The following is a 26,608-nucleotide window of genomic DNA, read 5'->3' as shown; positions in this document are numbered from 1 at the left end:
AATACTCTTTCGCTTTAAAGGCCTATTTTCTTTCCAAAGTAAGTCTATTTTATCTACTGCAATTTCACAGGCTGAATACCAATAACTTTATCAGTTTCATCAAACAAAATTTTGATCATCTCTTTGGGTGGAGTCAATGTATCTTTTTTATATCGATAGAATAAGCTTAAATAAGTATCACCGGTCATAGTCATTTGAACCCCATGATGATACATTTTTAACTCTTGGCTAAAATCAATATTACTTATCAGATCTTCAATCTGCTGATTAGTTACTCTGTCAATCAGTCGCTCTGATAAAAATGTCTTTGACTTTTCCATGTCTCCGTTCCTTAGTGTCAATAAGTATGCTTCGCTCTTAATCGTAAGTTCTTTGAGCCTTTTCCCAATATCAGCTTCATTTCTTTTCTTTTGAACATCACGAGTAATATACAATCTTATTCTATGAATAGGGTTTTTGGTTGTCCTTCCTATTTGCTCATAATAATTAGAAATCATAATATATAAACTTACTTTGGTGCTATCATTTGGGGTCCAAGTATTTGATTTTCGAAGCCCTTCTTTTTTATCAATTAAAGAAAGGTCCTCAAGACTTCCTTTTATTTCACTTTTACCAAAGATCTTTGTTAACTTATCTTCTAACTCAGTATATTTTTTTATTAAGGCTTTTTGAAAATCCAGAGGTTTTTTGTTGTTTTTACTTTTTTCAAAGTTTCTAACATCCCACTCGTGTAAAACTTCTTTTATGATAGAATCTTTTTTAAAAAATAAATATTTTGTTTTTAAGTCAGGAATTATTTCTTCATCATGAAAGAATTGAAGAGGTTGTGCCAAACCTTTACCTTGCATATTAAGATATCTAGAGGTATAAGGAACTTGTTTACTCCCTCTTTTTATTTCATAATCTATATAATATGATACCTTTTTATTATGAATATCGTAATCAAAGTTTTCACCTTGACTCATAACGAATAATGGAAACATTAGTAGATAACTAAAATAAAGCTTCTTTTTCATCTACAATTTACTTTTGAACCTTATCAATTTTGGCTAAATCTTTTACCAACTCATACATTTTGTCGGCATTAAAAAACTCTCCTTCGTCTATTTGAAATTTTGTTTTTGGGTCAACCTTAAAAATTTGTCCTGTAACTTTGCCATTAGTATATTTTTTAAACAAAAACTTATAATCAACAAATCTTTTTCCTTTTAAATAAACATTTAATAATGTAACATGTTCTTTGTTTTGTTTTCCAGTCTGTTTGAGAGAATCACGATGAATTTTGCTAAAAGACTCCATAAAGTTTTTGATTATAGTACTATCACTGATTTTTAATGTTCTTAAAGAATCTTTTGTATAGCTCTGAATTTCTTTTAGTTTAAAACTCTTAAAAGGATATTCGGCATAATGAATGTCTGTTCTGAAAGCAAATGGATTTTTCTTACAACTTATCAAAATGCATATTAATATTATCCATATAAGTTTTTTCATATCTTTTTTATTTTTCATTTGAATGATTTTTTAAATTTCCCCATCCTCCAAACATTCTTGTAACCGCATTAGTCCTACTTATACCTCCTCCTACACCGGAAATATTCAATAAATTGCCTGTGTAACTAGAACTTTCAACTGACATTCCACCCCCAAAAGGGACATTAGGTATTCCTATAGAATATATCGTAGATTCTCCCATTATGTCTTGAATCATTAAAGATTGTCCATTGTTAGACTCTAAATATCCAGTATATACACCTCCTCCCAGTGCTAACCCATAAGAACTTCCACTGGTTCCAAAAACACCTACTGCATCAAGATTTCCGTTTTCTGCAAATAAAGCAACATCAATTGAAGATGTATTACCTTTTCCAAAAATAGCTTCTAGTCCGAAAGAAATAATAGGAGTTGCTCCTTCATTCGGCATTTTATTTAACAAATTCCCAATAATAGGATCTATATTTGTTTCAATTATTGCTCCACTTTCGGTTTCATGTGTTTTATTCGTAATCGGGTCATGACCTTTTATTACATCACCTACTAGATCAGGGACAACAATATCTGTTTGTATATCTTTATCTACTTCTTTGGATATTAAGTTTGCAATTAAAACTTCTTCTCCGCTTTCGTTTTCTCCCCAAACTCTTATATCTATTGCCGCTCTGCCGTCCGGATCAACATACATTAAGGGATTGTTATACACAAAATTATAAGGTGACCAATCTACAAATTGATCACTTAACGGATCCGGCTGAAACCATCGACTCATCACCGTAGGTTCTGCTCCGGCCTCTGTAAAGGTAACAGATTCTTCTATAAAACTGGTAATTGTATTGTTTTTTACATTTAACATTACAGAACCAATGCGTACAATACTATCGTTATCAAAATCTTCAATGAATTCTCCGTCTGATAATGTTGCAATACGTGGATTATAGTTGTATTTCTCAAATGGATTTTGTGCCTGGGTAATGCCACCACACCATAATACTAGTAATAAAAGCCCTAATTTTTTCATTTTAATTTGATTTATTCCTGTTGGTTATTTCTTTGTTTATATATTTTTCTTGCTCAGCTTGTAAAGCGTTAAGCCATTTTAGATACATTTCTTCGGGCATCCTTCGATATCCCGCATGGTGAATTGTTGCATACTCATGTTGCATGGCCAAAAAAGCTTCTTTATATTCTTCATTTTCTCTTATTCTTGTATTGAATTCACCACCTTCTTGCTGTATTTTTTGTTCAAGGATTTTTTTAAGGGTTTCGGCTCTCAGGATTCTACCATTGATATAATGCGGATAGGCTTTTAAAGCCATTTCACATGCCAATTGTGGAAAAGCACCATCATTGGCTGGAAAAGCCCGGTTGTACCCTTCGGCCAGATCTACCAAACACATGGCAATACTTTGTTTGTCGCTCAGTGCTTCCATATACAATTTATTGACCACCGCATCCAGATGGATGTACCCCGAAGCCATTAGCCAGGCATCGTTCGGAAACTGTCCGCTAGTAAGTTCGGTATTATACCAACCGTCTTTTCTATTTTGGTTCTTGATATATACATGGTTAGGTGCTAAGGCTAAATATGCATTAGTGCCTAATTCTTGCGCTAGTATTTTATATAAGTAGGGTAAAGAGTGACAATTCCCTTTTCGGGTTTGTAGCAGTTTGGATACAAACATATTTTCCCAATTCTTTCGCCCCCAGATATCTTCAAAATCATAGGTAAAAGGGATATGTTGATACTTACCTGTTTCATTGTAATAAGGGATCGTATCTTTTAATACCGAAAACAGAACCGCCTGTTTTTTTACCAAAAGGCTATCCTGTTCTTTATATAGTAAAGAGCGATTCTTATAAATTGACTCGGTAAACTTTGTTAACCGATCTATTTCATCAGTAAAGGCAAGGGTATCTAGGGTACCATGTAAATAAGCATTCTCAACCAACATCACCGCTTTTTTAAAGTCGATTTTAGTTGTGTCTGCAAGCATTTCGTTAAGTGATACTAATGCTTCTTTGTAAAGTGTTTCTCTATCCTGCGCAGTTGCGGTAATCCCTACCAATAAGAGTATCCCTATAATCTTTCTCATAGTTTTGGTAGCGGTTTGGTAAGTTTATGTAGTTGCTCTTTCATGGCTTTTTGTTGTTGATTATCTTTTTGCTTTTGCATGGCTGCCAACCACTTCTGATACATGGCATCTGGCATTTTTTTATAACCTAAGGTATCAATGGTTTTATGCTGATGTACCATTTTTTGAAATAGGGCCAAGACTTTCGGATGCTTAGGTAATTCTTGTTGTATGTTTTCTTGAGTGATTCCTAATTGCCCAAAAACATGCGCAACCATTTCAGTATAATAATTGGCTTGAGTAAGCAATGCCGTAATATTATTAGCATCTAACGCTAAAGCTTTTTGTAGTGCATCTTTGGTAAACCGATCATGTCCAAACTTTTTTTGGTAGCCCATGGCAAGATCAGTATACATTTGCGACAATAGTTCTTGTTGCGACAGCGGATGCATATACAATTTGTTTTGTATCGCTTCAGCTTTGATATATCCGTTTTGCAGGATCAAGGCATTGGTGGTCAATATCTGGCTGGTCAATTCTACATTGTGCCATTTCATCCCATTATCATCAGGAAACTTGATATAGGTATGGTTAGGTGATCGGGATAGATGTGCGGTGGCATCAATCTCTTCGGCAAGCATTAAGTATAACAAGGGTAACGAATGACATTGCCCTTTACCAGATTCTAATAGTTTGGCGACAAACATTTTGGACCAATCTTTCTTTCCCCAGATATCTTCAAAATCATAGGCCAAAGGTAAATGGGTTAATCCACTTTTTGTTTTTAGGGTATCCGAAAAAAATTGAAACAACATCAGGTTTTTGGCAACATTACTGTTGGTATCATAACCAAACTCTCGCATTTTTTCTTTGATAAAATCTCCGGTTTGTTGAATCACTTTGTCAAACTCGGTGTAATCCGTTTCGTGTTCATAGAAAGCATTCTCGACGGTAAAAACGGCTTCTTTTACTGAAAAAGTCATATTCTCAATTCCTTTTAAGGTTGTAAATGCCTTCCGGTATCTATCCGCACCATTTTCGTTATAATAGGAAGGAAGATTGTAGGGTGTAGAAAAGTGACTTACAGCTTCGTTAATTAAAACTTGCGCCCTTTTTTGCTTTTCTTCTTGCTCCTTTTGATGCTGTTCTACCTCATCTATAAGTTGTTGGTTTTGATGTTGCTGAGTACTGTACGATTGTGATGCAGGAAAACCTTGAGAAGCTCTGACTTGATTAAAACCTGGAGTCGCGACCTGCATACTATAGGTTTGAGGTACGGTCGGTGTATTAACTACAGGATACTGTGCAAATACAACTGGCATCACCCCTAAAAGAGTGATGTATTTTAAAAAAGTATGTAATCTAGCTAATTTCATTTTTTGCAATATTAATAGCTACTAGTTTCATTTTCTGAAACTCTACATTTTTTTATTCATTTTTCTTTGGTTTGATATTGTACCCTCTCCAAAACCTTACTCTTTTTATTACCTATTTGAAGAGGGAATACAATACTCAACCACTCAACTTTCTAAACTCTCAAAGTCTCCCTATTGTAAAAACCAAATCGAAATCCAACCTCTTCTGCATATACAAAACTTTGTAAAGTATCATCGTATATAATCGGGGCATTAAAGTCTCTCATCAAATGTATAACCCGATATAGTTTTGTTTTTGACACTCCTAAACGACTGGATAACTCTGTTGGATTACCTGTTGCCTGTAAACGAATTAGCTGATCCACTCGTTTTATAAGTTCTATTTGTTTGGCGATAATATTCATTTTGCTGATTTTTTTGATGGTTAGTTTTTCCCTTACTTTTTGGTTCTTACACTTTATGAATTTTGGCATATAGTTGATAGAGTAATTTTTTACAAATCTGGGTTAAGCCATATAAATCCAATATCAGTATTAAGAACCTGTTTATTGTTTTATCTAATTTTGAATATTAATTATTCCCTTATTTTTTTGTTCCTCGCTTATTGACAGTTTTCAAGAAGCCTTTGGATAAAAAGAAGCACATGATTTTGGCTTCTTGCCGAGCAAAAAAAGATTTCTCGCCCTATAAATTAATTGCACCGCTTCTTCGCAAGACTTGCCTTTGTGATAAAGGTTTTGAATCCATAAATAAATGATAATCTCATAATGGCTGCAATGCACTAAATCATACATAAATTGATCTAGTTTAAAATGCAATGCCAGGATAGTATCCACTATAAACTGGCTTTTTTTATCATACCCAGAATATGCCATTTTGATTTTTTTGTTGAATCAAATGTATAGGGTGAGATAGGCTGGATGCAAATGGAGTATATTTAGATTCATGAAATTACAGTATAAATTCATGAATTTTAAACATAAATTTTTATAATAAAATATTAATCCACAAGTTGTTATTTAAAATTCTTTTCGTTAACTAGAGTTTTGTTTCAGAATAACTTTAATAATTTTGCTTGAAACCTATTAGCATTTTATGGTAAGATTTTTACAGGTAATATTTCTTTTTATTTTTATTTCCTCTTTTGCTCAAACAAATAGTGAGAGTAGTTTTTTGACAATTGAAGAAATAAACAATTTCAAAATTCCGGATTCTTTAAAGGAAATATCTTTTGAAGAACTGAAAAACAAATTCTATCAGGATTCCTTAGATTCTCACGAAAGACTATATGCAAAAACGTATATAAAAAAGGGAGTCAATGCAAATGATAGTTTGGAGGTAGCAAAGGGTTATTATCTTCTGTATGTCATTTCTAAGGATTCAGTAGCCCTATCTCTTTTAGATAAGGGGCTAGAGTATTCAAAAAATCGTTCAACAGAGGAATATCCCGCTGTATTTTATTATAATAAAGGAGATTTTTATTTTGACCATGCAAATTATAAAGAAGCACTCAATAATTATTTTGTTGCGTTTAATTTAGCCAAAAAGAATAATCCTTTTCTAGCATATAATACTAAGTTTAATATAGGATCATTAAAAAGCAGAATCGGCAAGTACGAAGAAGCACTAGAAATTTTTAAAGAATTTTATAATTATGTTTTATCCGAGGATTCAGAATATCCAAAGGAATATTATCACAGACTAATACCAATGATTTCTCTTTCAGATACTTACATGAAGTTAAATATACTTGATACAGCAACAGTAATTAATAAAGAAGGAATCAAAATTGCCTTAGCGAATAACGACAAAGACATGTATCATTATTTTGTAATGAATGAAGGGGTAAATTTGTTTTTCAAAAAAAATTATACGAGTGCAATTGATAGTTTGAAAAAAGCTATCCCTACATTAATTAAACTTAATGACAAATCCAATATGATCTTCACAAGATCTTACTTGGGTAAATCCTATCTTGAGAAGAATAAAAAATCGGAAGCCATTATTCAATTCAAGAAAGTGGATTCATTATTTAAAGATTATAAGGGTATAACTCCCGAAATACGAGAAACCTACAAAATACTTATAGATTTCTATAGAACAAATGAGGATAAAGAAAACCAATTAATTTTTTTAAATAAACTCATTAAAGTGGATAGTATTTTGAATACCAACCACAAATATTTAAACGAAAGAATAATCAAAGATTTTGATACTAAAAATTTGGTCCTGGAAAAAGAAAAATTAATATCAGATCTTCATCAATCAAACACTTTTAAATCCGGCAGTATCATTTCGTTATTTATAGGACTAATAATTGTATCGACATTGCTACTACTCAACTATCGTAAACGTCAAGGTTATAAGAGAAAATTTGAAGAACTAATTAGTCAGAAGAGCATTGCCATAAATAATCCCAAGGGCATTAAAGAAAAACAAGTATTGACAAACTATTTATCCGAAGATATTATTAGCGCAATAGAATCGGGTCTTGAAAAATTTGAATCTAATAAAGGGTATTTAAATCAAAATGTCTCTATTAGTTCACTAGCAAAAAGCATCGATACTAACTCCAAATATTTGTCGGTTTATATAAACCAATATCAACAAAAGAAATTTACAGATTACATTAATGACTTAAGAATTCTAGATACAATAGAAAGATTAAAAACAAATCATAAATTCAGAAAGTATACAATAAAAGCTATTTCAGAAACAGTAGGTTTTAGTAATCCTATTTCTTTTTCTCAAGCTTTTTACAAAAAAACAGGAATAAAACCTTCTTATTTCATAAAAGAGTTGGAAAATAGTTCTGGAAAATGAAAAAGAAATATTTAATTAAAAATCAATAATTTAAATGTTTTAAAGAGCTATAAATTCATGAATTTATAATATATCATAGTATATTCTAGGGCAGTTTATCCAAAATAGTTTTACTTTCGAAAAAAATCATAAATCATTGAAAAGATGAAGAAAACAAAAACGATTCCATTTGTAAAAGTAAAGATCTCTAAACTTAATTCTAACGAATTAAACTTTATTCGTGGCGGAAATCATGATATAAGACCTGAATCTAAAGCTTTAAAGGTTTGTAATTCTAAACTGTGCTAAGATCTAAAAAAAGATAAGATGAATAGAAAATCCTTTATGTTGTTATTAATTTCAGTTTCCTGTTTTGGACAGGGTATGAACAATTTTTCTAAAGAGATTATTTTGTTGAATCTCTGTCAAAAACAACCAAATGATACCTTATTGAAATCATGGCAACATAAAGATATTTTTTTAGACACCATTCAAGGAATAAGCTCAGAAAAAGCGTATGAAGAAATTTTATCGAAAAAAACTGGAGTCCCTGTTATTGTTGCAGTAATTGATGGAGGTATTGATATTGATCATGAAGACTTAAAAGATCAAATATGGGTTAATGAAAAAGAAACCCCTGATAACAATATAGATGATGATCAGAATGGATACATCGATGACATACATGGTTGGAACTTTTTAGGAAACACAAAAGGAAAAAGTTCTTATTATGCAAGGCGGGAATTTATAAGAATACTATACAATAAGGGATATTTGAATAAGAAAGGGCTTGTTATATCAAAACAAGAAAAAGATTCTTTAATTCTTGAAGCTATAAATTTTTATAAAAAAGAAAAAAGTTTATTGGATGAAGATCTTGAATACATCGCCGAACAAAATGCCTCATTAAAAAATATTAGAGTAAAGCTTAAAGATTATTTTCCTGATCAAAAGTATAATCTTGAAAAACTTAAAAGCATTGATACCTTAAAAAGTCCTGACTTAAGTGATGCCGTAAAAAAACTTCATGAATATTTGACTTATGGTTTGACCCAAGAATCGGTTGACAATTATGAAAAATATGTTCATATCATAAAGGATTATAAATTGAATTATGCTTATGACGATAGGAAAATTTCAAAAGATAATCTTCATGATCTTGATGATACCAATTATGGCAATAACATTGTTATTGAAGATAAATCAATAGACACTCATGGAACTGCTGTCGCAGGAATGATAGGAGCAACTAGAAATAATAATATTGGTATCGATGGTATTGCAGATAATGTAAAATTAATGACTGTAAGAGCTATACCTGAAGGCGATGAATATGACAAGGATGTGGCTCTGGCGATACGATATGCCGTGGACAACGGTGCCAAAGTGATTAATATGAGCTTTGGTAAATTTTTCTCTCCCAATCAAGAAATGGTTATAGATGCTATACGATATGCTGCCAAAAATGATGTTTTATTGGTACATTCGGCTGGTAATGATAGTAAAAATATTGACAAATACGATTATTACCCTGTGGATTATAGTAATAATCAAGAATTTTCCCAAAACTTTATTAATGTAGGCGCTCTGAATTGGCTTTTAGATCATAGATTACCTGCTTATTTTTCTAATTATGGTAAAAGAAATGTCGATGTTTTTGCACCTGGTGCCAATTTATATACTACTGCAGTTAATAATTCTTACGTAACGGAAGATGGAACGTCACTTGCAGCGCCCATAGTATCTGGAATTGCTGCGGTAATACGATCGCACTATCCAGAACTTACAGCTACACAGGTAAAAAATATTATCTTGGATTCAGGAAACACTTATCATATTAATGTGAGGTATCCTGGAAATGCCGAAGGTCCTAGAATTCCATTTTCAGAACTCTCTAAATCTGGTAAGGTAGTGAATCTGTATAATGCCTTACTTATGGCAGAGCAAGTTTCTAAAAATTAATACTTGTATCAAGTATTGACCTTTTTAAATTTTTGATTAAACATAATTTGTCTTAGTTAAAGATCTTATCCGCAGCTTCATCTAAAACTGCATTTTCAAAGTCCGCAAAATAGGCCTCTGTAGTATAGTAATTTGTGTGACCTAACATATCACCCACTTGTGCTTTAGAAACTCCTTTTCGAATTCCTGCAGTAGCAAAGGTATGTCTTGCTACATAAGTAGTAAGCTTGGTATCCAACTCCAGTTCTTTACTTATAGTTTTAAGTCTTCTATTATGATTCCTTAGCCGACTTGAATATAACTCGTGAATTCTTTCCTCAGACTCAGTATGAATGACATCCTGAAGAATGGGAAAAACCAAATCCTCCTTAGATTTTTCAGCGGTGTAGAACTTAAGCATTTTATTAATCTCATTTGGAATCAGAATATCAAATTCTCTAACATTATTTCCTCTTTTGGTTTTTCTACGTTTGTATTGTAGTCTTCCCTTTTTTATAGCGCCTACTTTTAGGTAGGCTATATCCATAAAATTCATCCCCCGCATATAGAAGTTAAACAAGAAATAGTTTTTATGATGCCATAGAGAAGACCCTTCTGGATAATCTAACTCTTTAATTTTTTCTATAACATCTAGTCCAACAGCTCTTTTTTTGGTATGCTGTTGTTTTATAGAATAGCCATTTTTGCCAAACGGATAATGTTCTTGCTTCAGCTCTGTGTTACCATCTTTTATTACCAAGTTAAAAACCCTTCGAATAGATCGTAGTCGAACTCCGAGCCCATTAAGCGAGTTTCCTTTGTTTAAATAATATGCCTCTAAGTTCTCAAGAAAAGTCTCATCAATTTCTGTAATCAAAGGATCTTCTCCCCCATTAAAAGTAACCACCATTCTAATAGCATCTTCTATTGCATCTGCCATCCCAAAACGTTTGGCTTCTCGATATCGTTTTGTTACGATTTTACCGTATTCCTGTAAACGGGTGATATTATTGATTTTGTGTTTTACTTTTTTATCAATTTTATCATTGGCATATTCCTCTATCTTATCCTCAATCAAACTTGCTAATTGCTCTACAGACATACTTTTCAAAAATGATTCGCACTCTAGTAAAACATCGTCTGCGGCTTTCATACGATCTGTCAAGAATGCATTAGCACGAACTGAGTTAGGAAATGAACTTTTAAATTTTCTTCCTTTTTCGTTCCATAGATTTGGTGAGACTATGTAAGGTGTTTTTATATCTTTTCTTTTTCGTTGATGACTTACTCTTTGTACCAACGGAAAAGTGTCTGATTTTTTATTTCTGGTATCCAGAAAGAAGAAGATTTTTGCCATTAATTTCTTGTTTGAAGTAACAAGTCTAAAGTAAAACTATATTGAATAACTTCAAAGATTTTTTGCCCACTTTTTGCCCACTTTTTTCAGTTTATTACAGTTTTATTCAGTTCGATATAAGTTCTTTATTCATAAAAGTATTTGATTATTAGTTGATTACATATTACATAAACCCAAATGAATCTTTTTATGAAGTTACTCATAATCAGGGGGTCCTTGGTTCGAGCCCAAGTGGGACCACTTTGTAAATCAAAGAGTTACGATTGTAAAATTTCGTAACTCTTTTTGTTTTTAAAGACTTTGCCTACAATTTGCTCGGTTTTTGCTCGGTTTTCATGGGTTAAAATAAGTTCATTCAGTCTTATTTAGGCATACAATGTCATATATTCTCCAATTTATAGACTTGAATAAACCATAATTTCAATAGGATATTTATGAAGTCGCACTTCTAGCCTCAAGCCATTTGCTAACTCTATAATACGTAGTTTTTCCGATACCAAATTCTTGACAAATGGCATCCATATTTTTATTTGGATTAGCTTTTAAATATTCATTGATCTCCAGTGTTTTTTGTATGGACTGGTTGGTAGGTTTTCTTGGTCTTCCTTTGTTCATATCACTATCATGATAATCGAAAGTCTTTATGTGTTCCAAATCAAAGATGACATCATCTTCTTTTAGAATTTCCATTCCTTTTGTTGTTTTAAGCACTCTCGAAGTGATCGATGTAATCTTGTTTTCTTTGAATTCCTGAATATAGTTGTAGACATAAATAGATACATTGTGTTTCTTAAAATCCTGCACCATAACCTTGTCTCCTATTAAACCTTGTATAATTGGTCTTTCTTTTTTTACAAAGTCATTCCTTTCTTTAACAACCCATCGTATATTTACTTCCTTTTTATTCATAAGGCGGTCTCTAAAATTCTTTTCAGCCAGGAATTCTATCAAGGTTTTAGTTTCTTTTTTTGAAGCAAAGCGTAATTCAAAATTGTATTTATCGTTAAGTGTAGCTGTCATTGATTTGTGGGAATTTGTTGACGATAAATATCTAAATAATAAGTGTTGAGTGCAAACACCTAAACAATTGTATTATTTATAAAGCTTAAAGCTTGGTCAAATTTAGACTTAAGAACAATCCAAGAGGTTAAAAATCATTATTAATATTTTACGGTAAAACCGTAATAAATATTGGAATTATTCCTATTTTTAGGATTTATTCCAAAAATGAATTATAAAAGAGAACATGTAATCATTGATCGAACATTTGAAGAACTAATGATTGAACGATGTTATATCATTGATCAATATCTAATTGTCCGAGATCGAGGACAATGTTATGCAGAATTGCGTTATGGTAAATACACCTATAGAAACCACGAAGGGGAATTTACCATGCAAAAAAGTCTACTAGAACTTAAAAGAATATTTATAGGATTGATTAATAAATATCACTCTTTTGAACACGAAGGGTATAAATATACTTATCATAGGGGTGCTTGGGAAAGATTCAAAATTAAATAATAACGACCTCTAAAAGTTTTGAAATACAACTCACGGGAAAGAGATAGTGTCTCTTCGTAATCTCATAAGGATTATTAATCGTTTTATTGAACTTTTAACATTTGGGATAAGAAGTGTGACAACTATAGGAAGTCATGTTTTTATCCCTTATAAGTTGCTGTAACTTTTTTATATTATTTTAAAAATAAGCTTTTACACTTAAGTTTTATTTCTTTTACAGTATCTATTATGCTATTTAAGTCTAGAATTTCTCCGCGAATAACAAGAGTGTTATTATAAGAGTTATATCCTCTATGACAATCCAAACCAAATGATTGTAAGGAAGGATTCATAACAAAATCCGTATATGCATAAATATTCTTGTCTTCAAAAAAATCACTTATGAAATCATCATAGTGCTCAAATTTATTTCTGAACTTCCTACTTCTTAAAACACATTTAGAATCAATTTTCAGGAGTTTCCTAAGTTTTTGACCTCTTTTTGCGTATTTACTTTTTGGCCACAGAATTTTGGAAATGTTACTTGACGAAATTAAAATAGATTGAATAGCTGACCATATTCCAATATGATCAAATGCATCTACAGATTTTTTTAAACGCTCATGAGCATGTGATGCAAGATCAGCTTGGAAAATTATTTCTGATATAAAAGCGCCTTCTTGAATTAGTTTCATGTTTTTTCAACAAATTTGTTTTCAAACTACGCAATTATTTTACGTAATTAAATTTTATTTATATCATAATTGTATAGAGATCAATTTATTGAACTTTTAGTTTATAAAAAGACATTTTTATCATTCAATTCGATTCCAGAAATAACGACACCATACTTTCCAATCAACCCATTTCTTCCCAACATTGATAGTTTACAATAGGGTTCATTGCTCCAGCTGGGATTATCCGAGAGCGCTTGCTCGAATTGGATCTTATTTAATTGTCCTAATTGCTCTATCTCGACTTGTTCATTTATTTGAATTAAGATGATTTCATCCCATGGCTCTTTAATTCTAGTTGTACGTTTTGATTTGTTTTCTGAGGTAATCGTCTTTACCGAAATTCTCATCTCATCTTCACAAATTAAATCATATCCTTTTTCGCTAGAATTGTTATTCTTTTTTGGATTTCTACCTTCATTTTTTAAAAATTGATAAGCTAGAAACTCACCTATCCTACCTACAATGTTATCATTACCAGATAATTCTGTTGTTTTATCTGCGATATCTAAAAATTTCTTTCTTGCTAACAGGTATTCTCTTGCCGTTTTTCTCAAGTTACTAATATCCATTTGGGACAAATTTTGTATTATCGTTTATTTGAACTTTGGTTTAAAGAAATTCAATTTTATATTCTAATTGGTCACATATATGTTCTCGATTAGTAAAATCACAATTTCCTTTAAATGTTATGTTTTTTATTGATTCCTTCGAATGATTAACGTAGATATTAACATTCCTCCAAAACCTTGTTATAATTTTACTCTCAGGTTCTTGGATTTCCATTCCCAAAAAGTCAGGCTCTATTATCAATTCGGCTTCTTCGTAAGGACGCTTGATCAATTTATCATAATATTCAACATCTGATGTAGAAAATAATAAGTTATTTCTTAACCTAGCTTTAGGAAATTCTTTTTGAATAGTTTCCAAAATTAATTGGTCAATATTATCCTTAGGATATTCATCGTGTTTAAGATACTTTAAAGGGCGATGCAAGGAATTTCTATTTTTAGTTTGTTCTGTGAAACTGTACTTGCTAGACAACTCACGTTTATAGATTATGAAACCTGCAACAATGTCCATATCATTACTATTAGAAGTTATCAATTCTATTTTTTTGATTATTTTCATTTCACTTGTTGGTAATATCTTAAATGTATTTGTCATCGTTTAATTGAACTTTCCTAAAGGCAAAAAGTCTGATTTATTATTGCTTGAAAAATTCAGTATTCAATAAATATTAAGACCCAAGGAAAAAGAAATAATCATTTATAAAAGTTAATTTAGGCTATTCTGTAAGGCATCATCATCCATTCTCTTACCATCAAATTCATAACCATCAGCCAAATTTCTGTAGACAGCCGCTACGTTAGGATGTGTAATTTTAATATCATCTGCAAGTGAATTAAAATGTTCTGCACGATCTCTTTCAATAAAGCCTCCCGATCCAGCAGGTCTAGAAGTGAAACTTTGCCGATTAAACACTTGCATTCTAAACCCAAAATATACGTCTTTGCTATTGAGACGCTCTAATGTATCACAAATGACCTCTGGGAAAAACAAAGGCTTACCTTGATTAGGATAACGAGCTAATAATTCACCAATCTTACGATCGGTAACCAATGGTCTATGATTTTCGATTGCGAGCTTACGAACTTCATCTATCCAAGTATTTAATTCTTTGGCTATAATTGTTCCATCAGCTTGCAAACCAGGAATTAAATTAAAATTGGATAAAATATAATATGCATTTTCGCCTAATTGCTTTCTTACTTGTGGATCATATTTAGCAATTTCTTTTTCCCGTAAGTCATCATCGTCTGGAAAAAAATGGTTCTTTACAAAGTCCATGTATAATGAAGGTGCCTTGGCTATTGCTTGGTACAAATACTTCGGGATAATACCGTGTCCTAATCTATCGAATAAGAATAAGAATTTATATTCAATTTGCGCCATCCTATCAATGTCTAATCCTTCTCTGTTTTGTAAATCTTCAAATACATCTCTAACAAAGTGATGGTCAAGTCTCACATGTTTTGGTTCATTTTCAATACTCAAATCTAGCTCTTCAAGTATTTTAATGAGAAAATCGGATTCTAATTTTCTACTCACCCTTAAATGACTTATTGTATTTAACACAGCAATAGGTCTATTAAACTTCATATACTTTTCGACAGCAAAAACGACAGATTTCTCATCATTTAACATGTGCCAATTTTCATTCTTCCAAAAAGTCTCTTCGATATCCTCATTTTTGAGCGAATCTACATATTCAAATAACTCTAAATCAATCTTAAGGGCAAGAAGTATTTGTGTTAGAGTTGTATCATCATAAGTACCTGACTTACGAATTTTTTCAAACATTTTAATTATGTTTTCCCTTCCTACCAATCTTTCCTTAGAACCTATATAACTCGAAAGCAACCATTTTTCTTTGGCATCTTTTGATTTTAGTAAATCTATAATTTCCAATTCCTGCTTTTCGTCCAAGTTTGAGTTAACTAATGCCGCACCATAGTTATATAGATTCTCAACTTTATGTGCCAACTCGATTACTTTTTTGACATTGTATTTTTCTATCACTTCAAGAACAAATGCATCTCGTAATTCCCCTAGATTTTTATCTCGCTGGTTATAATCATCCATTATTTCTTCAGGAATTCCACTCATAAATTGCGGATGATGGTCTTCAAATAAATACGATTTAGCGAGAATCAAATCATCAGGCTCAAATTGCAAAGCTGTTTCTTCCATCTTTAATAGTTGCTCTTCTGGTAATGCCCAATCTGTTTTAGAATAAGTTCTGTGGCGTCCAATTAAGTTTCGGAAAGCATGATATATAAGTGCTTTATCTTCGGAATTTGCATTCTTGAATTTATCAAAACACTCTAAAACTTTATCAATCTTTCCCCAGTTGATGTCGTCTAATTTGTCTATCAAGGTTAATGCCTTAGGTAAATCTCCAGCATTAGTGAGTTCTATAAGACTATCAACAGAGTAATCATGCATATTGTATACCTCTTGATGTGTAACAGACACTTTTCTGGTTTCAGAGAAAAGTCTCCATCTCATTTTATGTGCTCCAAAAGCTACATCAGAATTGCTGTAAACTAAGCTTGAGAAAAGTTTAAATGCAATATTTGGATATTCTTTCTTTAAGATTTCCAAGACTTGCTTTCGTTCTTTCATGTTAGCATTGGTTTGTGGAAACCAAATACGAAAGATACTTTTTAAAGAATTATATGGACTATTACTTGTAGGTAGTTTTTCAGGTTGAAGTTCAATAAGCTTACACAAAATTCTAACCACATTTGTAAGGTGCTCAGGCATCCAAGCAATACTCTCCAAAGCCCATAATAAGTTTGGCAAATCGTTAGAGGGGCTTAACAAACCTCTTTCCTCTTCAAAAAACCCCATAACTCTTTTATCTTCAATTGCAATGAGTATCTCATTTACAAAAACTTCTGGAGAAGCTTCAGCTAGTAAAGAAAGGTTTTGCCCTAATGACCTTAAAGCATTTGTGTCGGCAAGATTTAAAATGTGACCAACAATACGATCTACAAACATTTTCGGCTTATTTAAAGCAGAAAACTCATAGTTTTCGGCTAACACAGAAAGTACGACTAATGTCTCACAGATACCTTTCTTCAAGTAATACGAATATTTAGGTCTTGCATTATAAAAAGATGCCATATATCTTTTTTCTGGATCAAGACCATATTTAGGATTTGTTTCCGTCAAGACCAATTTTGCTATTTCCTCAAAACTCTTAAGGTCATTTTCTGTTACATATTTAGCAAGATAAACCCAAGAATCTGCATGAGATATCAGACGCCATTTTGAGCCAATATTATAAACAGGTGTCCCTTCTTTATGTAAAATACCTTTTAGATATTTCGCATAGCCATCAAAGTCGTCACCTGTCATCCTTTCAATTATTTCCCTATCGCCTTTTATATTGACATCAAATCGAGAAACAAATAGAAAGGATATGAAAGAAGAAATAATCTCTTTTTCCATCCATATAGGCTGTTTTGATGAAAAATCCAAGCTCCTCCTTAAAACGGAAATATCTCTACCAGTATTTTTTGCAAATAACCTAGCTTGTTCTGAATCAATACCCATTTTCTCTAAATTCTGAACAAAGACTTCTTGATTAACGATTGATAAATTAATGACATTATCTTTATCTGAAGAGTAACTATTACTGACTGGAACTATAACCTTGTGGCCTTTTGTAACGGCATTATTTATATCAACTTCACTAATTAGAAATTTTGGTATCAAAATCAGTGGACTCTTACTTTGAGCAAGCTTCCTAAAACTATCCTGATTTTCTACTATTAAACTTTTAGTATGAAGGCTATCTTTAAGATTATCTTCTAAACTTTGTATTGAAGCCAAAATAAAAGCTAGAGATTCTTCACTAGTATTGGACTTTACGAATCTCAATAGTCCTGTATCCTCTATTAAAGCTTCTGCCAGGCTATCCTTTTGCTTAACTCTACCATCAACCAATAGTCCTTCTGGAAACTTCAAATTTCCTTTTGTAGACCACTGAATCCAATACTCGTCTGCACATTGAACACCTGAAACAGGTTTCCCTAAATGTTCGGCCAACCAGATTTCAACAGACGGTGCAAGTTCTAACCAATGTTCAATATCAACAGCATCATAAAAGCGAACATCAGCCCATATTTCCTCTGCTTTTTTTGAAGATGCCCATTGAGACTTCTTAGTATATTTTTTTAATGTAACATTGATATAACTAGTTTCATCTTGAATTTTGCCTAAAGGGTCTTTTGTCCTTTTTTCATAGTCTTCATCAGCCTTTTTCTTTTTCTTTTCAGTTACTCCAAACTCCCATACCGAATTACCTTCTGGAACATACAAGTTACCTTCCTCTGTTTCAAGATCTCCATCGTAGCCTCCAACCTGAACGTCATCTCCAAAAGGGAAATCTATTTTCTTTATGTTTTCAATTTTAATACCTGCTAGTATTAACTTTCTTATTAAGAGAGGAAGTAAGCTTTTGCATTCTAATGTGTCTGCCCAATGTTTAAGGTCTGTGGAGGTAATTAGCTTCATATTTTTATTTTACTTTATAATTGATTTTCACCTTAGTTTTATTGATTTCAGTGAGTACTTTATCGTATTTTTAGACTATGACCTAGGAAAGGGTTTTACATAGGACACGTTGTTATTATGCACAGGATTTTCCGTCATTTTTATTTAAGTATGCTGAAGGTTTATACAATTCCAATAGATTTTTTTGTTTGATATCCATTTGAGGTAAATTCTTTAAAATTGCATATTCTTCAATGAGTGGTTTGAATTTTTCTATTCCATTGTCACTCAAACAATTGTAGAAAAGCAGTAATAGTTCGTAATCAGAAAGTTGAGCTCTTACTATTGATGTGTATCGATATCTTTGGATATAATTACATAAGTCATACTTTTCTTTGTTTTTGGGAATATTTAAGTCTAAATTTAATTCGGTTCCAGTAACAAATTCTGTTTCGTTAATCATTTTAAAGATTCTGTAAAGGTTTCTAAAATAATGTCCGAAGTCAGTTTTTCTTTGTTCATAAAAACTTAAATACAGCTTATTTGTATCAATACCACCTTTTATTCTTTTATCGAAGTTATTGAACCTATCTTGAAAAACATCTCTCCCTTTGACTGTTCTAGTTTCTTTGCTGTATGGATCATTCGCATCAATTTTTTTTTCGTAATCTATGTCATTAACGATTTGATTATGTAATTCCAACAAGTTAAAAAAGGTGTTTTCGAATCTTTGGATTTTGAGTGTCTTGTTTTGAATAACAAATTCAGCCCTTGTTTCTCGCAATTCTTTTCTTTGATATCCCAATTCTTTTCTTTGAAGTAGAATGGTAAAGATGATTCCAGCAAATGCTAATCCTGAAAATAGAGCATTTACTGTTCCGAACATATCGCCAAGAGTTCCGCGTTCATTCGCTGGCATATCTTTCAGTTCGCAATAAGTGTAATACCATAAACCAAGGATTATAAGAACAGAAATAATTCCAATTATATAAATTCCTAAATCGCTTTCTGTGTCTTTTTCTTTTTTACTCATAAAGATTGGCTCATCTTGTGCATAACATTAGTTATATAATTACTAGTAACTATATATTCTCAATACTCGAAATATAGTTACCCAATTTCATCGATTTATTCAGTTTTATTAATGTCTAATATCAATAAAATATGGATAGCTTTATTACGGTTTTCCACAGGAACTAGTTTTTTATATGTTTTTCGCAATAAGCATCATCAATCATTTGACCTTTATCCCAAAAGAGTTTTTTACAAACTACACAGTTTCTTCTCCCTTGATGAGCCAAGTACTTGTACAATGTTGGTTTAGATTTTATATCAACCAACTTCATAATATCAGTTATTGACAATTTGTTATCCCGATAATACTTCTCTGCCAATATTGCTTTTTTCTTAGCTTCTTCATTTAACCCTCGTTTACGACCAAATTGTACACCTCTTCGTCTGGCACTATCTAATCCGGCTCTGGTTCTTTCTATAATAATGTCTCTTTCCATTTGAGCGATAGCACTAAACAGCGTAAAAATAAATTTACCATGAGCAGAAGTAGTATCCATAAAAGACTCTTGGATACTTTTAAAAGAAACTCCCAGTTCGTTAAACTGCTCCACCAACTTCAGCATATGAGAAACACTTCTGGCGATCCTATCCATCTTCCAAACAATAACAATATCGTCCTCCCGGAGTTTATCCAGCATTAAATCTAAATTCTTACGATGTGCTTTTGCTCCAGAAGAAATATCTTTATAAATATTCTTTATATCTACTCCAGCTTTTAATAAAGCATCAACTTGTAAATCTAAATTTTGAGAACTTGTGCTTATTCTGGCATAACCGAATAACATTGTGGGGTATAGTTAATCCCTTAAAGATAAACTTAAAAATTACACGAATTAAATATACCGTGTGGAATTATTTACTGAGTATTAATGAAGAAGTATAGAAAAACGGTGAGTTTTTTGTACAGATATCGCATTTTATTACAAAAAGAAATAATAAAAAATATTACCCTATTTTTGCAAGCTTTAGTAAGGTAGCGATGAAATTATATAGAAATAGTTTATTTACACTTATCCTTTTATGTTCCCTTGTGGGTAGTGCACAGAATGAAGCTTCTGTGTGGTATTTTGGTCGGCTCTCCGGATTGGATTTTGGTTCTGGAGCTCCTACGGCACTCATCAATGGACAAATGATCACCAACGAAGGATGTTCTACGATTTCTGATAGTAATGGAGATTTATTGTTTTATACTAATGGAGTGAAGGTCTGGAATAAAAACCATCAACTCATGGCCAATGGAACCGATCTTCATGGTCATTGGTCCAGTACACAATCTTCCATTATCGTTCCGCAACCAGGATCAGATCATATTTATTATATAGTCACTGTTGACGAGCCTCAGACTGAAAACGCTGCATTCTATCCAGATCCCAATCCAGATCCACTACACATCAATATCTTTGATCCTACTTCGGATTCTGACGATGGTCTTAATAATGGATTGAATTATTCTATTGTTGACATGAATCTAAATGCAGGATTAGGAGAGGTGATTTCTAAGAATAATCATTTGGTTACCTATAATCCTTCAGATATTGAACAAGTAAAGCTGAAATGTTCTGAAAAAATATCCGCCGTCTACAATGAAGACGAAAGTGTTGTTTGGGTGGTAACACACTTTATTGACAAATTTTATGCCTTCAGGATTGATGCTTCCGGGATGAACCCTACACCAGTCACCAGTGCATCACGCTCTATACATCCCATCTCGGGATATACCTATAACGCTATTGGGAATCTAAAATTCTCCCCTGATGGAACCAAATTAGCCATGGCAAACTGGTCTGAAGGCACAATAGTAAATGAAGCGTCCCATGGTAGTGCGTACCTGTATGATTTTGATAAAGTAACCGGAAGGGTTTCAGGAGGAGTGCAATTACTGAACCTGAATCATCCATACGGTGTAGAGTTTTCTCCAGATAGTAAGAAATTATATGCAACCGTACAGGAGTTTGATTCCTTCTCAAGTTATATTTATCAGTTTGATTTAAACGCAACTGATATCCCCGCTTCAGGACATCGTTATAATGCTATTTCCGATGCAGGAAGTTTGCAACTAGGGATCGATGGAAAGATTTACATCGCCATGCCTAATATGGATTTTATATCCCAGATTAATGATCCCAATGCATTAGGAGATTTGGCAGATGTAGAGTTTTATTCCCTATTTTTAGAAGGAAGAGTTGAACCCTATCGAGAAGGTAAATTTGGTTTCCCTACATTTATACAATCTTTCTTTGAAACTTCTATTGTAGCAGAGGATCTTTGTTTTGTCCAGGATACACAGTTTAACTTATCGAATACCGCAGACATTGCTTCAGTACTTTGGAATTTTGGTGACCCTTCAACAAGTGCTGCTAATACATCGACTGATCTGGAACCCGTTCACAGGTTTTCAGCACCGGGAACCTACACGGTTTCTGTAACTGTCACCACTACCAACGGGGTAGTGAGTACCATCGATACCGAAATTACGATTTCAGAAATACCTATTGCTCATATGATCAACGATGTTAAAGCATGTGAAGACCGCTACAATTTTGGGTATTCTTCAAACTTTGATGTTTCTACGATTGAAGCTCAGGTATTGGGCGGACAAACAGGAATGGTAGTTTCCTATTTTGATCAAAGCTTTTTGAGGTTACCATCTCCGCTTCCTAACCCCTATACCAACGATGTTAAAGATAGGGAAACTATTACTGTAAGAGTTGCCAGTGCAGATAATCCCATGTGTTACTCGGAGACTTCTTTCGATCTGATCGTGGAGCCTTTACCATTAACCAACCCGGTAACAGATATTTATGCCTGCGATGATAATACTGATGGGATTACAAGTTTTGATGTTCGTCATGTAGAAGCTACTATTTTTGGTGGTCAAACTGGATTAACTATTGAATATCTTGATGGACAAGGAGTTCCTTTGCCCAGTCCATTACCAAATATGTTAACCAATTCCGTTAGGGATAGGGAAACAATTACAGCCCTGGTTTCTGGTCCTACAAATAATTGTAAAGCAGAAGTAACCTTTGATTTGGTAGTAAATCCACAACCTATTGCAAATACTTTAGAAGATTTGATCGGTTGCGATGATAATGATGATGGAATTTCGGAATACTTTGACACCTCAGGTATTGAATCAATGGTCATTGGCGATCAAACTAATATGACCATTTCCTATTACGACATTTTAGGGAATCCTATTTCCTTAAGCAATCCTTATACCAATAGGACTGCATTCCAACAAGAGATTATTGTACGTATCACTAATACATTGACCAGTTGCTCTGCAGAAACCATGTTGGTATTAAATACTTCTTCCAAACCTAAGATCAATACTCCGCAAGATATTTACGCTTGTGACGAGGGGGATGGATATGCAAGTTTTGATACTTCACAAGTTATTTCTGAAATTATAGACAATCAAACTGGATTAAATCTTCTCTTTTCGGATTATGAGGGTAATCCATTACCGGATTTGTTCTCTGGAACTTATCAAAATAGTATTCCTTATGTCCAAACTGTTTTTGTTAGGGTAGAAAATGCATTAAATGCTACTTGCTATTCGGAAACAAGTTTTGATTTATTGGTAAATCCACTTCCTGAAATTGACCTGGAGCCTACCTATTCATTATGTGATTTGGATCCATCCTTGTATATAATGACACCTGCAGATTTTGATTCCTGGGTATGGATCTATGAGGATGGCACCTTAGTTTCAGATACCTTTGAAGCTGATCTTGTCGAAGAAGGAGGATATACGCTAACAGTTAACAAAACAGAAAATGGTATTCTGTGTGAGAATTCCTTTTCCTTTACACTGATTCGTTCCGAGTTACCGTCCATTCGGGATGTGAATTTTAGTAATTTCGCTGACAATAATTACATTGAAATCCTGGCTTCCGGAGATGGGGATTTCGAGTATTCGATTGATGGGACGACCTACCAAGATAGTAATTATTTCGATACTATTACAGGAGGAACGTATACTGTTTTCGTCAGAGACAAAAATGGATGCGGAGAAGATTCTAAAGAAATTACAGTGATCGACCACCCCAAGTATTTTACACCTAATGGAGATGGCTTTCATGATTATTGGCAAATTCGTGGTATAGAAAACCATCCAACCGCCATTATCCATATTTACGATCGGTTGGGAAAACTGTTAAAACAATTATCGGCCCAAAGTATAGGTTGGGACGGCACCTATAATGGAAAAGTGATGCCCTCATCAGAATATTGGTTTTCTGTTGATTTGAGAAATGGCAAACAATTCAAAGGACATTTTTCTATTATTCGATAAATAATAATTCTGTAAAAAAATGTAAGGTTACCTTTGGGATTGTTAGTTAGTACCTTCTATAATGTGTTGTTTATAAATATTGTATTGTATCCCGGTGATCCCGTATCGATTCTTGCTGGTGATTGCATAATTATTGGTAAATGAATCATCGGCTTTTACCACTTCGATATTAATCCCTGCGTCATAAAGTGGAGCAGTCCCACCCCGGATGGTTCCCTTGGTGGTCCGCTGAAAAATAACAATAAAAATAGTATTGGGATGTTCTTTGCGCAATCGGTCAAAATCCTGGGAAGGCAATCCGGTTTTATTCCAACTGTCAATAATGATGACATCAAAATCTTTGGCTGCTTTTGAGATGATTTTATACCCTTCCGGTAATTGGTCTGTAATAAATATATTGTTCTGGTTTTTTGGTTGTAGATATTCCTCTTTCATACGGGTGATGAGATCCGATCTACTACCAATTTCTAGAGAAAAAATAGCAATTCGATTACCTATTTCAGCAAAGGCATCCGCCAATTGATAGGTAAATCTCGTTTTACCTCCACCTTGATCACCTTCGATGGTAATAGCCAGTTCATATCGTTCTAAATCACCTAATAATTCACCTAAAGCTCCATTAAGTTTAAATGTGTTGGTCGACCGGGTTAAAGGTTGTGCATTTATTGGAAAGAATAGACTTGGTGCAGCTTCCTCGATTGCTATGTTTCCTAACTCTTGATTAGAATCCGGTTGATTTTTAAGCATCTTTCTAAGTTCTCGTAACCATTTTCTATTAATCACTATTTTAACTTGTTCCTCTAAAATGAGGTTGTTGTGTTGTACAATTAATTTCTCTTGGATTTGCATCAGGTGATCTGCAGCCGGAGAGTCTTTATTAATTTCTTTTTTTGCGATCGCTTTTTGCAGGTCAAAAATGTACTGCTTAAGTTTATCTCTAGATTGGATTGTTCTGTGCATCTCGAGAAATCGTTTGATAAATTCCAATTCTATTATTGAGATACCACCCAGAGTTATTTGCTTCTTCTGTTTGGGTATATGAGTATTTAATTTATCCAGGTAAATATCGATCGTTTCTTTAATAAGTGGTTCGGTATGATAGAAATCCCTAGCATCCCTCAAAAACTGATGCCCTTCCTGTAGAATTTTAGGTAGTTTCTGGATTTCTATAGTGGTGATTGCTTGCGGATAGGTACCGAACGTAATAGCTTGTTTTTCCATAAAACAATACTACCTAGTACAACCGTATTGCTTTCGGGATCGTTCTATTTCGTTCTGGTTAAGTCTAATTTTACAATCGTAATTTTAAGGCCCTGGACCTTATTATCATTCTTTGCAATTCTGGGAAACCTAATAAGTTTGATATCTTCTTTTGGATATTATAATTGGCTGTGAGCACCTCAGTTTTCTTTTTATTGGTCTGTTTGGTTACAGCAACTTTCTTTTCTACAACATGTTGATCCCATTTGTATTTTTTCTTGTAGGTATCCAAAACTGTAGAAGGGTAGCTGCTTAACAAAAACTTACCTTTTATCTTACTTAAAAGCTCCAATAGCTCTATAAAATCCTTTTCTGTGTATCCTTTATAATGTCCCATATCTGAATTAAAATAGGGAGGATCCACATAAAAGAAGGTGTCTTTGGTATCTCTGCTTTTAATTACGGTAAGCGCATCGTTGCATTCGATATCTACCAAATCTAGTCGATCACAGATCTCGTTGGTAAAGGCTTGTTTCTTATTGAAAATGGTTTTAGACACTCCATTAGTTTTCTTTTCATAAGCATAGCCTCCAAATATCCTGGCCGAAAAACTCATATTGGTTTGTACCCAAAAGGCCCAAGCTTTCTTGATTTTATCTTTTTCATTCTCATTCTTAAGAATAGCTGCAGCTTCTTTATGCAGTTTCCTACTATGAGGTGTTGCTTGGATTAATGTATTCAGTTTTGAAAACTCTTGCTTACATACTTGATAAAAATTAACCACATTACCATTAAGATCATTGATTACTTCTGCAGAGCTGGGTCCTTTGGCAAAAAAGACGGCTCCCCCACCTACAAAGGGTTCGCAATACAAATTAAGGTGATCGGGATAAATGCGCAGTGGCATCAATCTCTTCAGCTAGCATTAAATATAACAAGGGTAAGGAATGACATCGTCCTTTACCGGATTCCAATAGTTTGGTCACAAACATGTTGGACCAATCTTTCTTTCCCCAGATATCGTCAAAATCATAAACTAGAGGTAAGTGCTTTAACCCGTTTTTTGTTGTCAAAGTGTCCGAAAAGAATTGAAACAGTATAAGATTTTTAGCCACATTGCTATGGGTATCATAACCAAACTCTTGCATTTTTTCCTTGATAAAATCTCCAGTTTGTTTGATTACGTTGTCAAACTCACTGTAATCTGTTTCGTGTTCATAAAAGGCATTCTCAACAGTAAAAACAGCCTCTTTTAAAGAAAAGGATTTGTTCTCTATTTCTTTTAAGGCAGTAAATGCCTTACGATAGCTATCTGCACCTTTTTCGTTGTCATAAGATGGAAGATTGTAAGGTACTGAGAAGTGACTTACTGCTTCGTTTATTAGTGCTTGTGCTCTTTTTTGTCTTTCTTCTTGCAATCTTTGATGTTGTGCTACCTCATCTATAAGTTTCTGATTTTGTTGTTGTTGAGTACTATACAATTGTGAAGTTGGAAAACCTCGAGAAACCTTGCCATGATTAAAACCTGGAGTAACAACCTGCATACTATAGGTTTGAGGTACGGTCGGTGTATTAACTACAGGATATTGAGCGAATACCATAGGCATTATCCCTAATAAGATAATAGACTTTACAATACTATGTAATCTAGCTAACTTCATTTTTTGCAATATTAATCGCTGTCAGTT

At 33.0% G+C, this 26,608-nt stretch carries 23 protein-coding genes; 5 read left to right on the top strand and 18 right to left on the bottom strand.

Features of this window, described 5'->3' with window-relative positions:
• Nucleotides 1–53 precede the first annotated feature (53 nt).
• The 7 genes from ACFSJT_RS06545 to ACFSJT_RS06515 form a co-directional block, all read right to left on the bottom strand.
• Nucleotides 54–1,016, bottom strand: coding sequence for a hypothetical protein (locus tag ACFSJT_RS06545; protein WP_378319419.1), 963 nt, complete (start codon nt 1,014–1,016; stop codon nt 54–56).
• A 7-nt stretch (nt 1,017–1,023) separates the two neighbouring features.
• The gene (locus ACFSJT_RS06540) at nt 1,024–1,509 is read right to left on the bottom strand and encodes a hypothetical protein (protein ID WP_378319418.1); all 486 of its coding nucleotides are present in this window, start codon (nt 1,507–1,509) and stop codon (nt 1,024–1,026) included.
• On the bottom strand, nt 1,499–2,512 hold the full coding sequence (locus tag ACFSJT_RS06535) for an RHS repeat-associated core domain-containing protein (protein WP_378319417.1): 1,014 nt from the start codon (nt 2,510–2,512) through the stop codon (nt 1,499–1,501). Before ACFSJT_RS06535 ends, ACFSJT_RS06540 begins: the two co-directional genes overlap by 11 nt.
• Before the next feature lies 1 nt (nt 2,513).
• Nucleotides 2,514–3,587, bottom strand: a complete 1,074-nt coding sequence (locus ACFSJT_RS06530; protein WP_378319416.1) for a hypothetical protein — start codon at nt 3,585–3,587, stop codon at nt 2,514–2,516.
• Nucleotides 3,584–4,942: a hypothetical protein gene (locus tag ACFSJT_RS06525; RefSeq protein WP_378319415.1), complete on the bottom strand. Its 1,359-nt coding sequence runs from the start codon at nt 4,940–4,942 to the stop codon at nt 3,584–3,586. Before ACFSJT_RS06525 ends, ACFSJT_RS06530 begins: the two co-directional genes overlap by 4 nt.
• A 152-nt stretch (nt 4,943–5,094) precedes the next feature.
• Nucleotides 5,095–5,346: a hypothetical protein gene (locus tag ACFSJT_RS06520; RefSeq protein ID WP_378319414.1), complete on the bottom strand. Its 252-nt coding sequence runs from the start codon at nt 5,344–5,346 to the stop codon at nt 5,095–5,097.
• Nucleotides 5,347–5,556: 210 nt separating this feature from the next.
• Nucleotides 5,557–5,817 carry a hypothetical protein gene (locus tag ACFSJT_RS06515; RefSeq protein ID WP_378319413.1) on the bottom strand — a complete coding sequence of 87 codons (261 nt, stop codon included), beginning with the start codon at nt 5,815–5,817 and terminating at the stop codon, nt 5,557–5,559.
• A gap of 298 nt (nt 5,818–6,115) precedes the next feature.
• On the opposite strand from ACFSJT_RS06515, the gene ACFSJT_RS06510 reads away from it, so the two are divergent.
• The 3 genes from ACFSJT_RS06510 (at nt 6,116) to ACFSJT_RS06500 (ending at nt 9,706) form a co-directional block, all read left to right on the top strand.
• Nucleotides 6,116–7,765 (top strand): helix-turn-helix domain-containing protein, encoded by a 1,650-nt coding sequence (locus tag ACFSJT_RS06510; RefSeq protein ID WP_378319412.1) that lies wholly within the window; start codon nt 6,116–6,118, stop codon nt 7,763–7,765.
• Between the two features lie 144 nt (nt 7,766–7,909).
• Nucleotides 7,910–8,053: a TIGR04149 family rSAM-modified RiPP gene (locus ACFSJT_RS06505; protein WP_378319411.1), complete on the top strand. Its 144-nt coding sequence runs from the start codon at nt 7,910–7,912 to the stop codon at nt 8,051–8,053.
• Between the two features lie 18 nt (nt 8,054–8,071).
• Entirely contained in the window at nt 8,072–9,706 is a 1,635-nt protein-coding gene (locus tag ACFSJT_RS06500) for a S8 family peptidase (RefSeq protein ID WP_378319410.1), read from the top strand.
• Between the two features lie 52 nt (nt 9,707–9,758).
• Here the strand turns inward: ACFSJT_RS06500 and ACFSJT_RS06495 are convergent, their stop codons facing one another.
• Both ACFSJT_RS06495 and ACFSJT_RS06490 read right to left on the bottom strand, forming a co-directional pair.
• Nucleotides 9,759–11,042 (bottom strand): tyrosine-type recombinase/integrase, encoded by a 1,284-nt coding sequence (locus ACFSJT_RS06495; RefSeq protein WP_378319409.1) that lies wholly within the window; start codon nt 11,040–11,042, stop codon nt 9,759–9,761.
• Between the two features lie 432 nt (nt 11,043–11,474).
• Nucleotides 11,475–12,062 carry a hypothetical protein gene (locus ACFSJT_RS06490; protein WP_378319408.1) on the bottom strand — a complete coding sequence of 196 codons (588 nt, stop codon included), beginning with the start codon at nt 12,060–12,062 and terminating at the stop codon, nt 11,475–11,477.
• Nucleotides 12,063–12,269: 207 nt separating this feature from the next.
• Here ACFSJT_RS06490 and ACFSJT_RS06485 point away from each other — a divergent pair, with 207 nt between their 5' ends.
• A complete protein-coding gene (locus tag ACFSJT_RS06485) occupies nt 12,270–12,566 on the top strand; it encodes a hypothetical protein (protein WP_378319407.1) in 297 nt (98 codons plus the stop codon).
• Between the two features lie 173 nt (nt 12,567–12,739).
• On the opposite strand, the gene ACFSJT_RS06480 is transcribed toward ACFSJT_RS06485, so the two are convergent.
• The 6 genes from ACFSJT_RS06480 to ACFSJT_RS06455 all read right to left on the bottom strand — a co-directional run bounded on the left by ACFSJT_RS06480 (nt 12,740) and on the right by ACFSJT_RS06455 (nt 20,205).
• Nucleotides 12,740–13,240, bottom strand: coding sequence for a hypothetical protein (locus ACFSJT_RS06480; RefSeq protein WP_378319406.1), 501 nt, complete (start codon nt 13,238–13,240; stop codon nt 12,740–12,742).
• A 101-nt stretch (nt 13,241–13,341) separates the two neighbouring features.
• Nucleotides 13,342–13,851 carry a hypothetical protein gene (locus ACFSJT_RS06475; RefSeq protein WP_378319405.1) on the bottom strand — a complete coding sequence of 170 codons (510 nt, stop codon included), beginning with the start codon at nt 13,849–13,851 and terminating at the stop codon, nt 13,342–13,344.
• Nucleotides 13,852–13,891: 40 nt separating this feature from the next.
• Nucleotides 13,892–14,446: a hypothetical protein gene (locus ACFSJT_RS06470; protein ID WP_378319404.1), complete on the bottom strand. Its 555-nt coding sequence runs from the start codon at nt 14,444–14,446 to the stop codon at nt 13,892–13,894.
• Nucleotides 14,447–14,557: 111 nt separating this feature from the next.
• Nucleotides 14,558–18,367, bottom strand: a complete 3,810-nt coding sequence (locus ACFSJT_RS06465; protein ID WP_378319403.1) for a hypothetical protein — start codon at nt 18,365–18,367, stop codon at nt 14,558–14,560.
• A 115-nt stretch (nt 18,368–18,482) separates the two neighbouring features.
• Nucleotides 18,483–19,379 carry a putative phage abortive infection protein gene (locus ACFSJT_RS06460; RefSeq protein WP_378319402.1) on the bottom strand — a complete coding sequence of 299 codons (897 nt, stop codon included), beginning with the start codon at nt 19,377–19,379 and terminating at the stop codon, nt 18,483–18,485.
• Between the two features lie 163 nt (nt 19,380–19,542).
• Nucleotides 19,543–20,205: a recombinase family protein gene (locus tag ACFSJT_RS06455; RefSeq protein WP_378319401.1), complete on the bottom strand. Its 663-nt coding sequence runs from the start codon at nt 20,203–20,205 to the stop codon at nt 19,543–19,545.
• A gap of 194 nt (nt 20,206–20,399) precedes the next feature.
• Between ACFSJT_RS06455 and ACFSJT_RS06450 the strand changes: the two genes are divergently transcribed.
• Nucleotides 20,400–23,720, top strand: a complete 3,321-nt coding sequence (locus ACFSJT_RS06450) for a T9SS type B sorting domain-containing protein (RefSeq protein WP_378319399.1) — start codon at nt 20,400–20,402, stop codon at nt 23,718–23,720.
• 42 nt (nt 23,721–23,762) lie between these two features.
• Here the strand turns inward: ACFSJT_RS06450 and ACFSJT_RS06445 are convergent, their stop codons facing one another.
• The 3 genes from ACFSJT_RS06445 to ACFSJT_RS06435 all read right to left on the bottom strand — a co-directional run bounded on the left by ACFSJT_RS06445 (nt 23,763) and on the right by ACFSJT_RS06435 (nt 26,581).
• The gene (locus ACFSJT_RS06445; protein WP_378319398.1) at nt 23,763–24,941 is read right to left on the bottom strand and encodes an antirestriction protein; all 1,179 of its coding nucleotides are present in this window, start codon (nt 24,939–24,941) and stop codon (nt 23,763–23,765) included.
• Between the two features lie 70 nt (nt 24,942–25,011).
• Nucleotides 25,012–25,827: a DNA adenine methylase gene (locus ACFSJT_RS06440; RefSeq protein ID WP_378319397.1), complete on the bottom strand. Its 816-nt coding sequence runs from the start codon at nt 25,825–25,827 to the stop codon at nt 25,012–25,014.
• Entirely contained in the window at nt 25,796–26,581 is a 786-nt protein-coding gene (locus ACFSJT_RS06435; RefSeq protein WP_378319396.1) for a hypothetical protein, read from the bottom strand. The genes ACFSJT_RS06440 and ACFSJT_RS06435 overlap by 32 nt, the downstream gene beginning before the upstream one ends.
• Nucleotides 26,582–26,608: the final 27 nt, after the last annotated feature.

Source organism: Aquimarina celericrescens, from assembly GCF_042682765.1.
In the GTDB taxonomy this organism is placed as follows: domain Bacteria; phylum Bacteroidota; class Bacteroidia; order Flavobacteriales; family Flavobacteriaceae; genus Aquimarina; species Aquimarina celericrescens.
The sequence above is the reverse complement of the archived record's forward strand: the minus strand, read 5'-3'. Positions and strand labels throughout refer to the sequence as shown.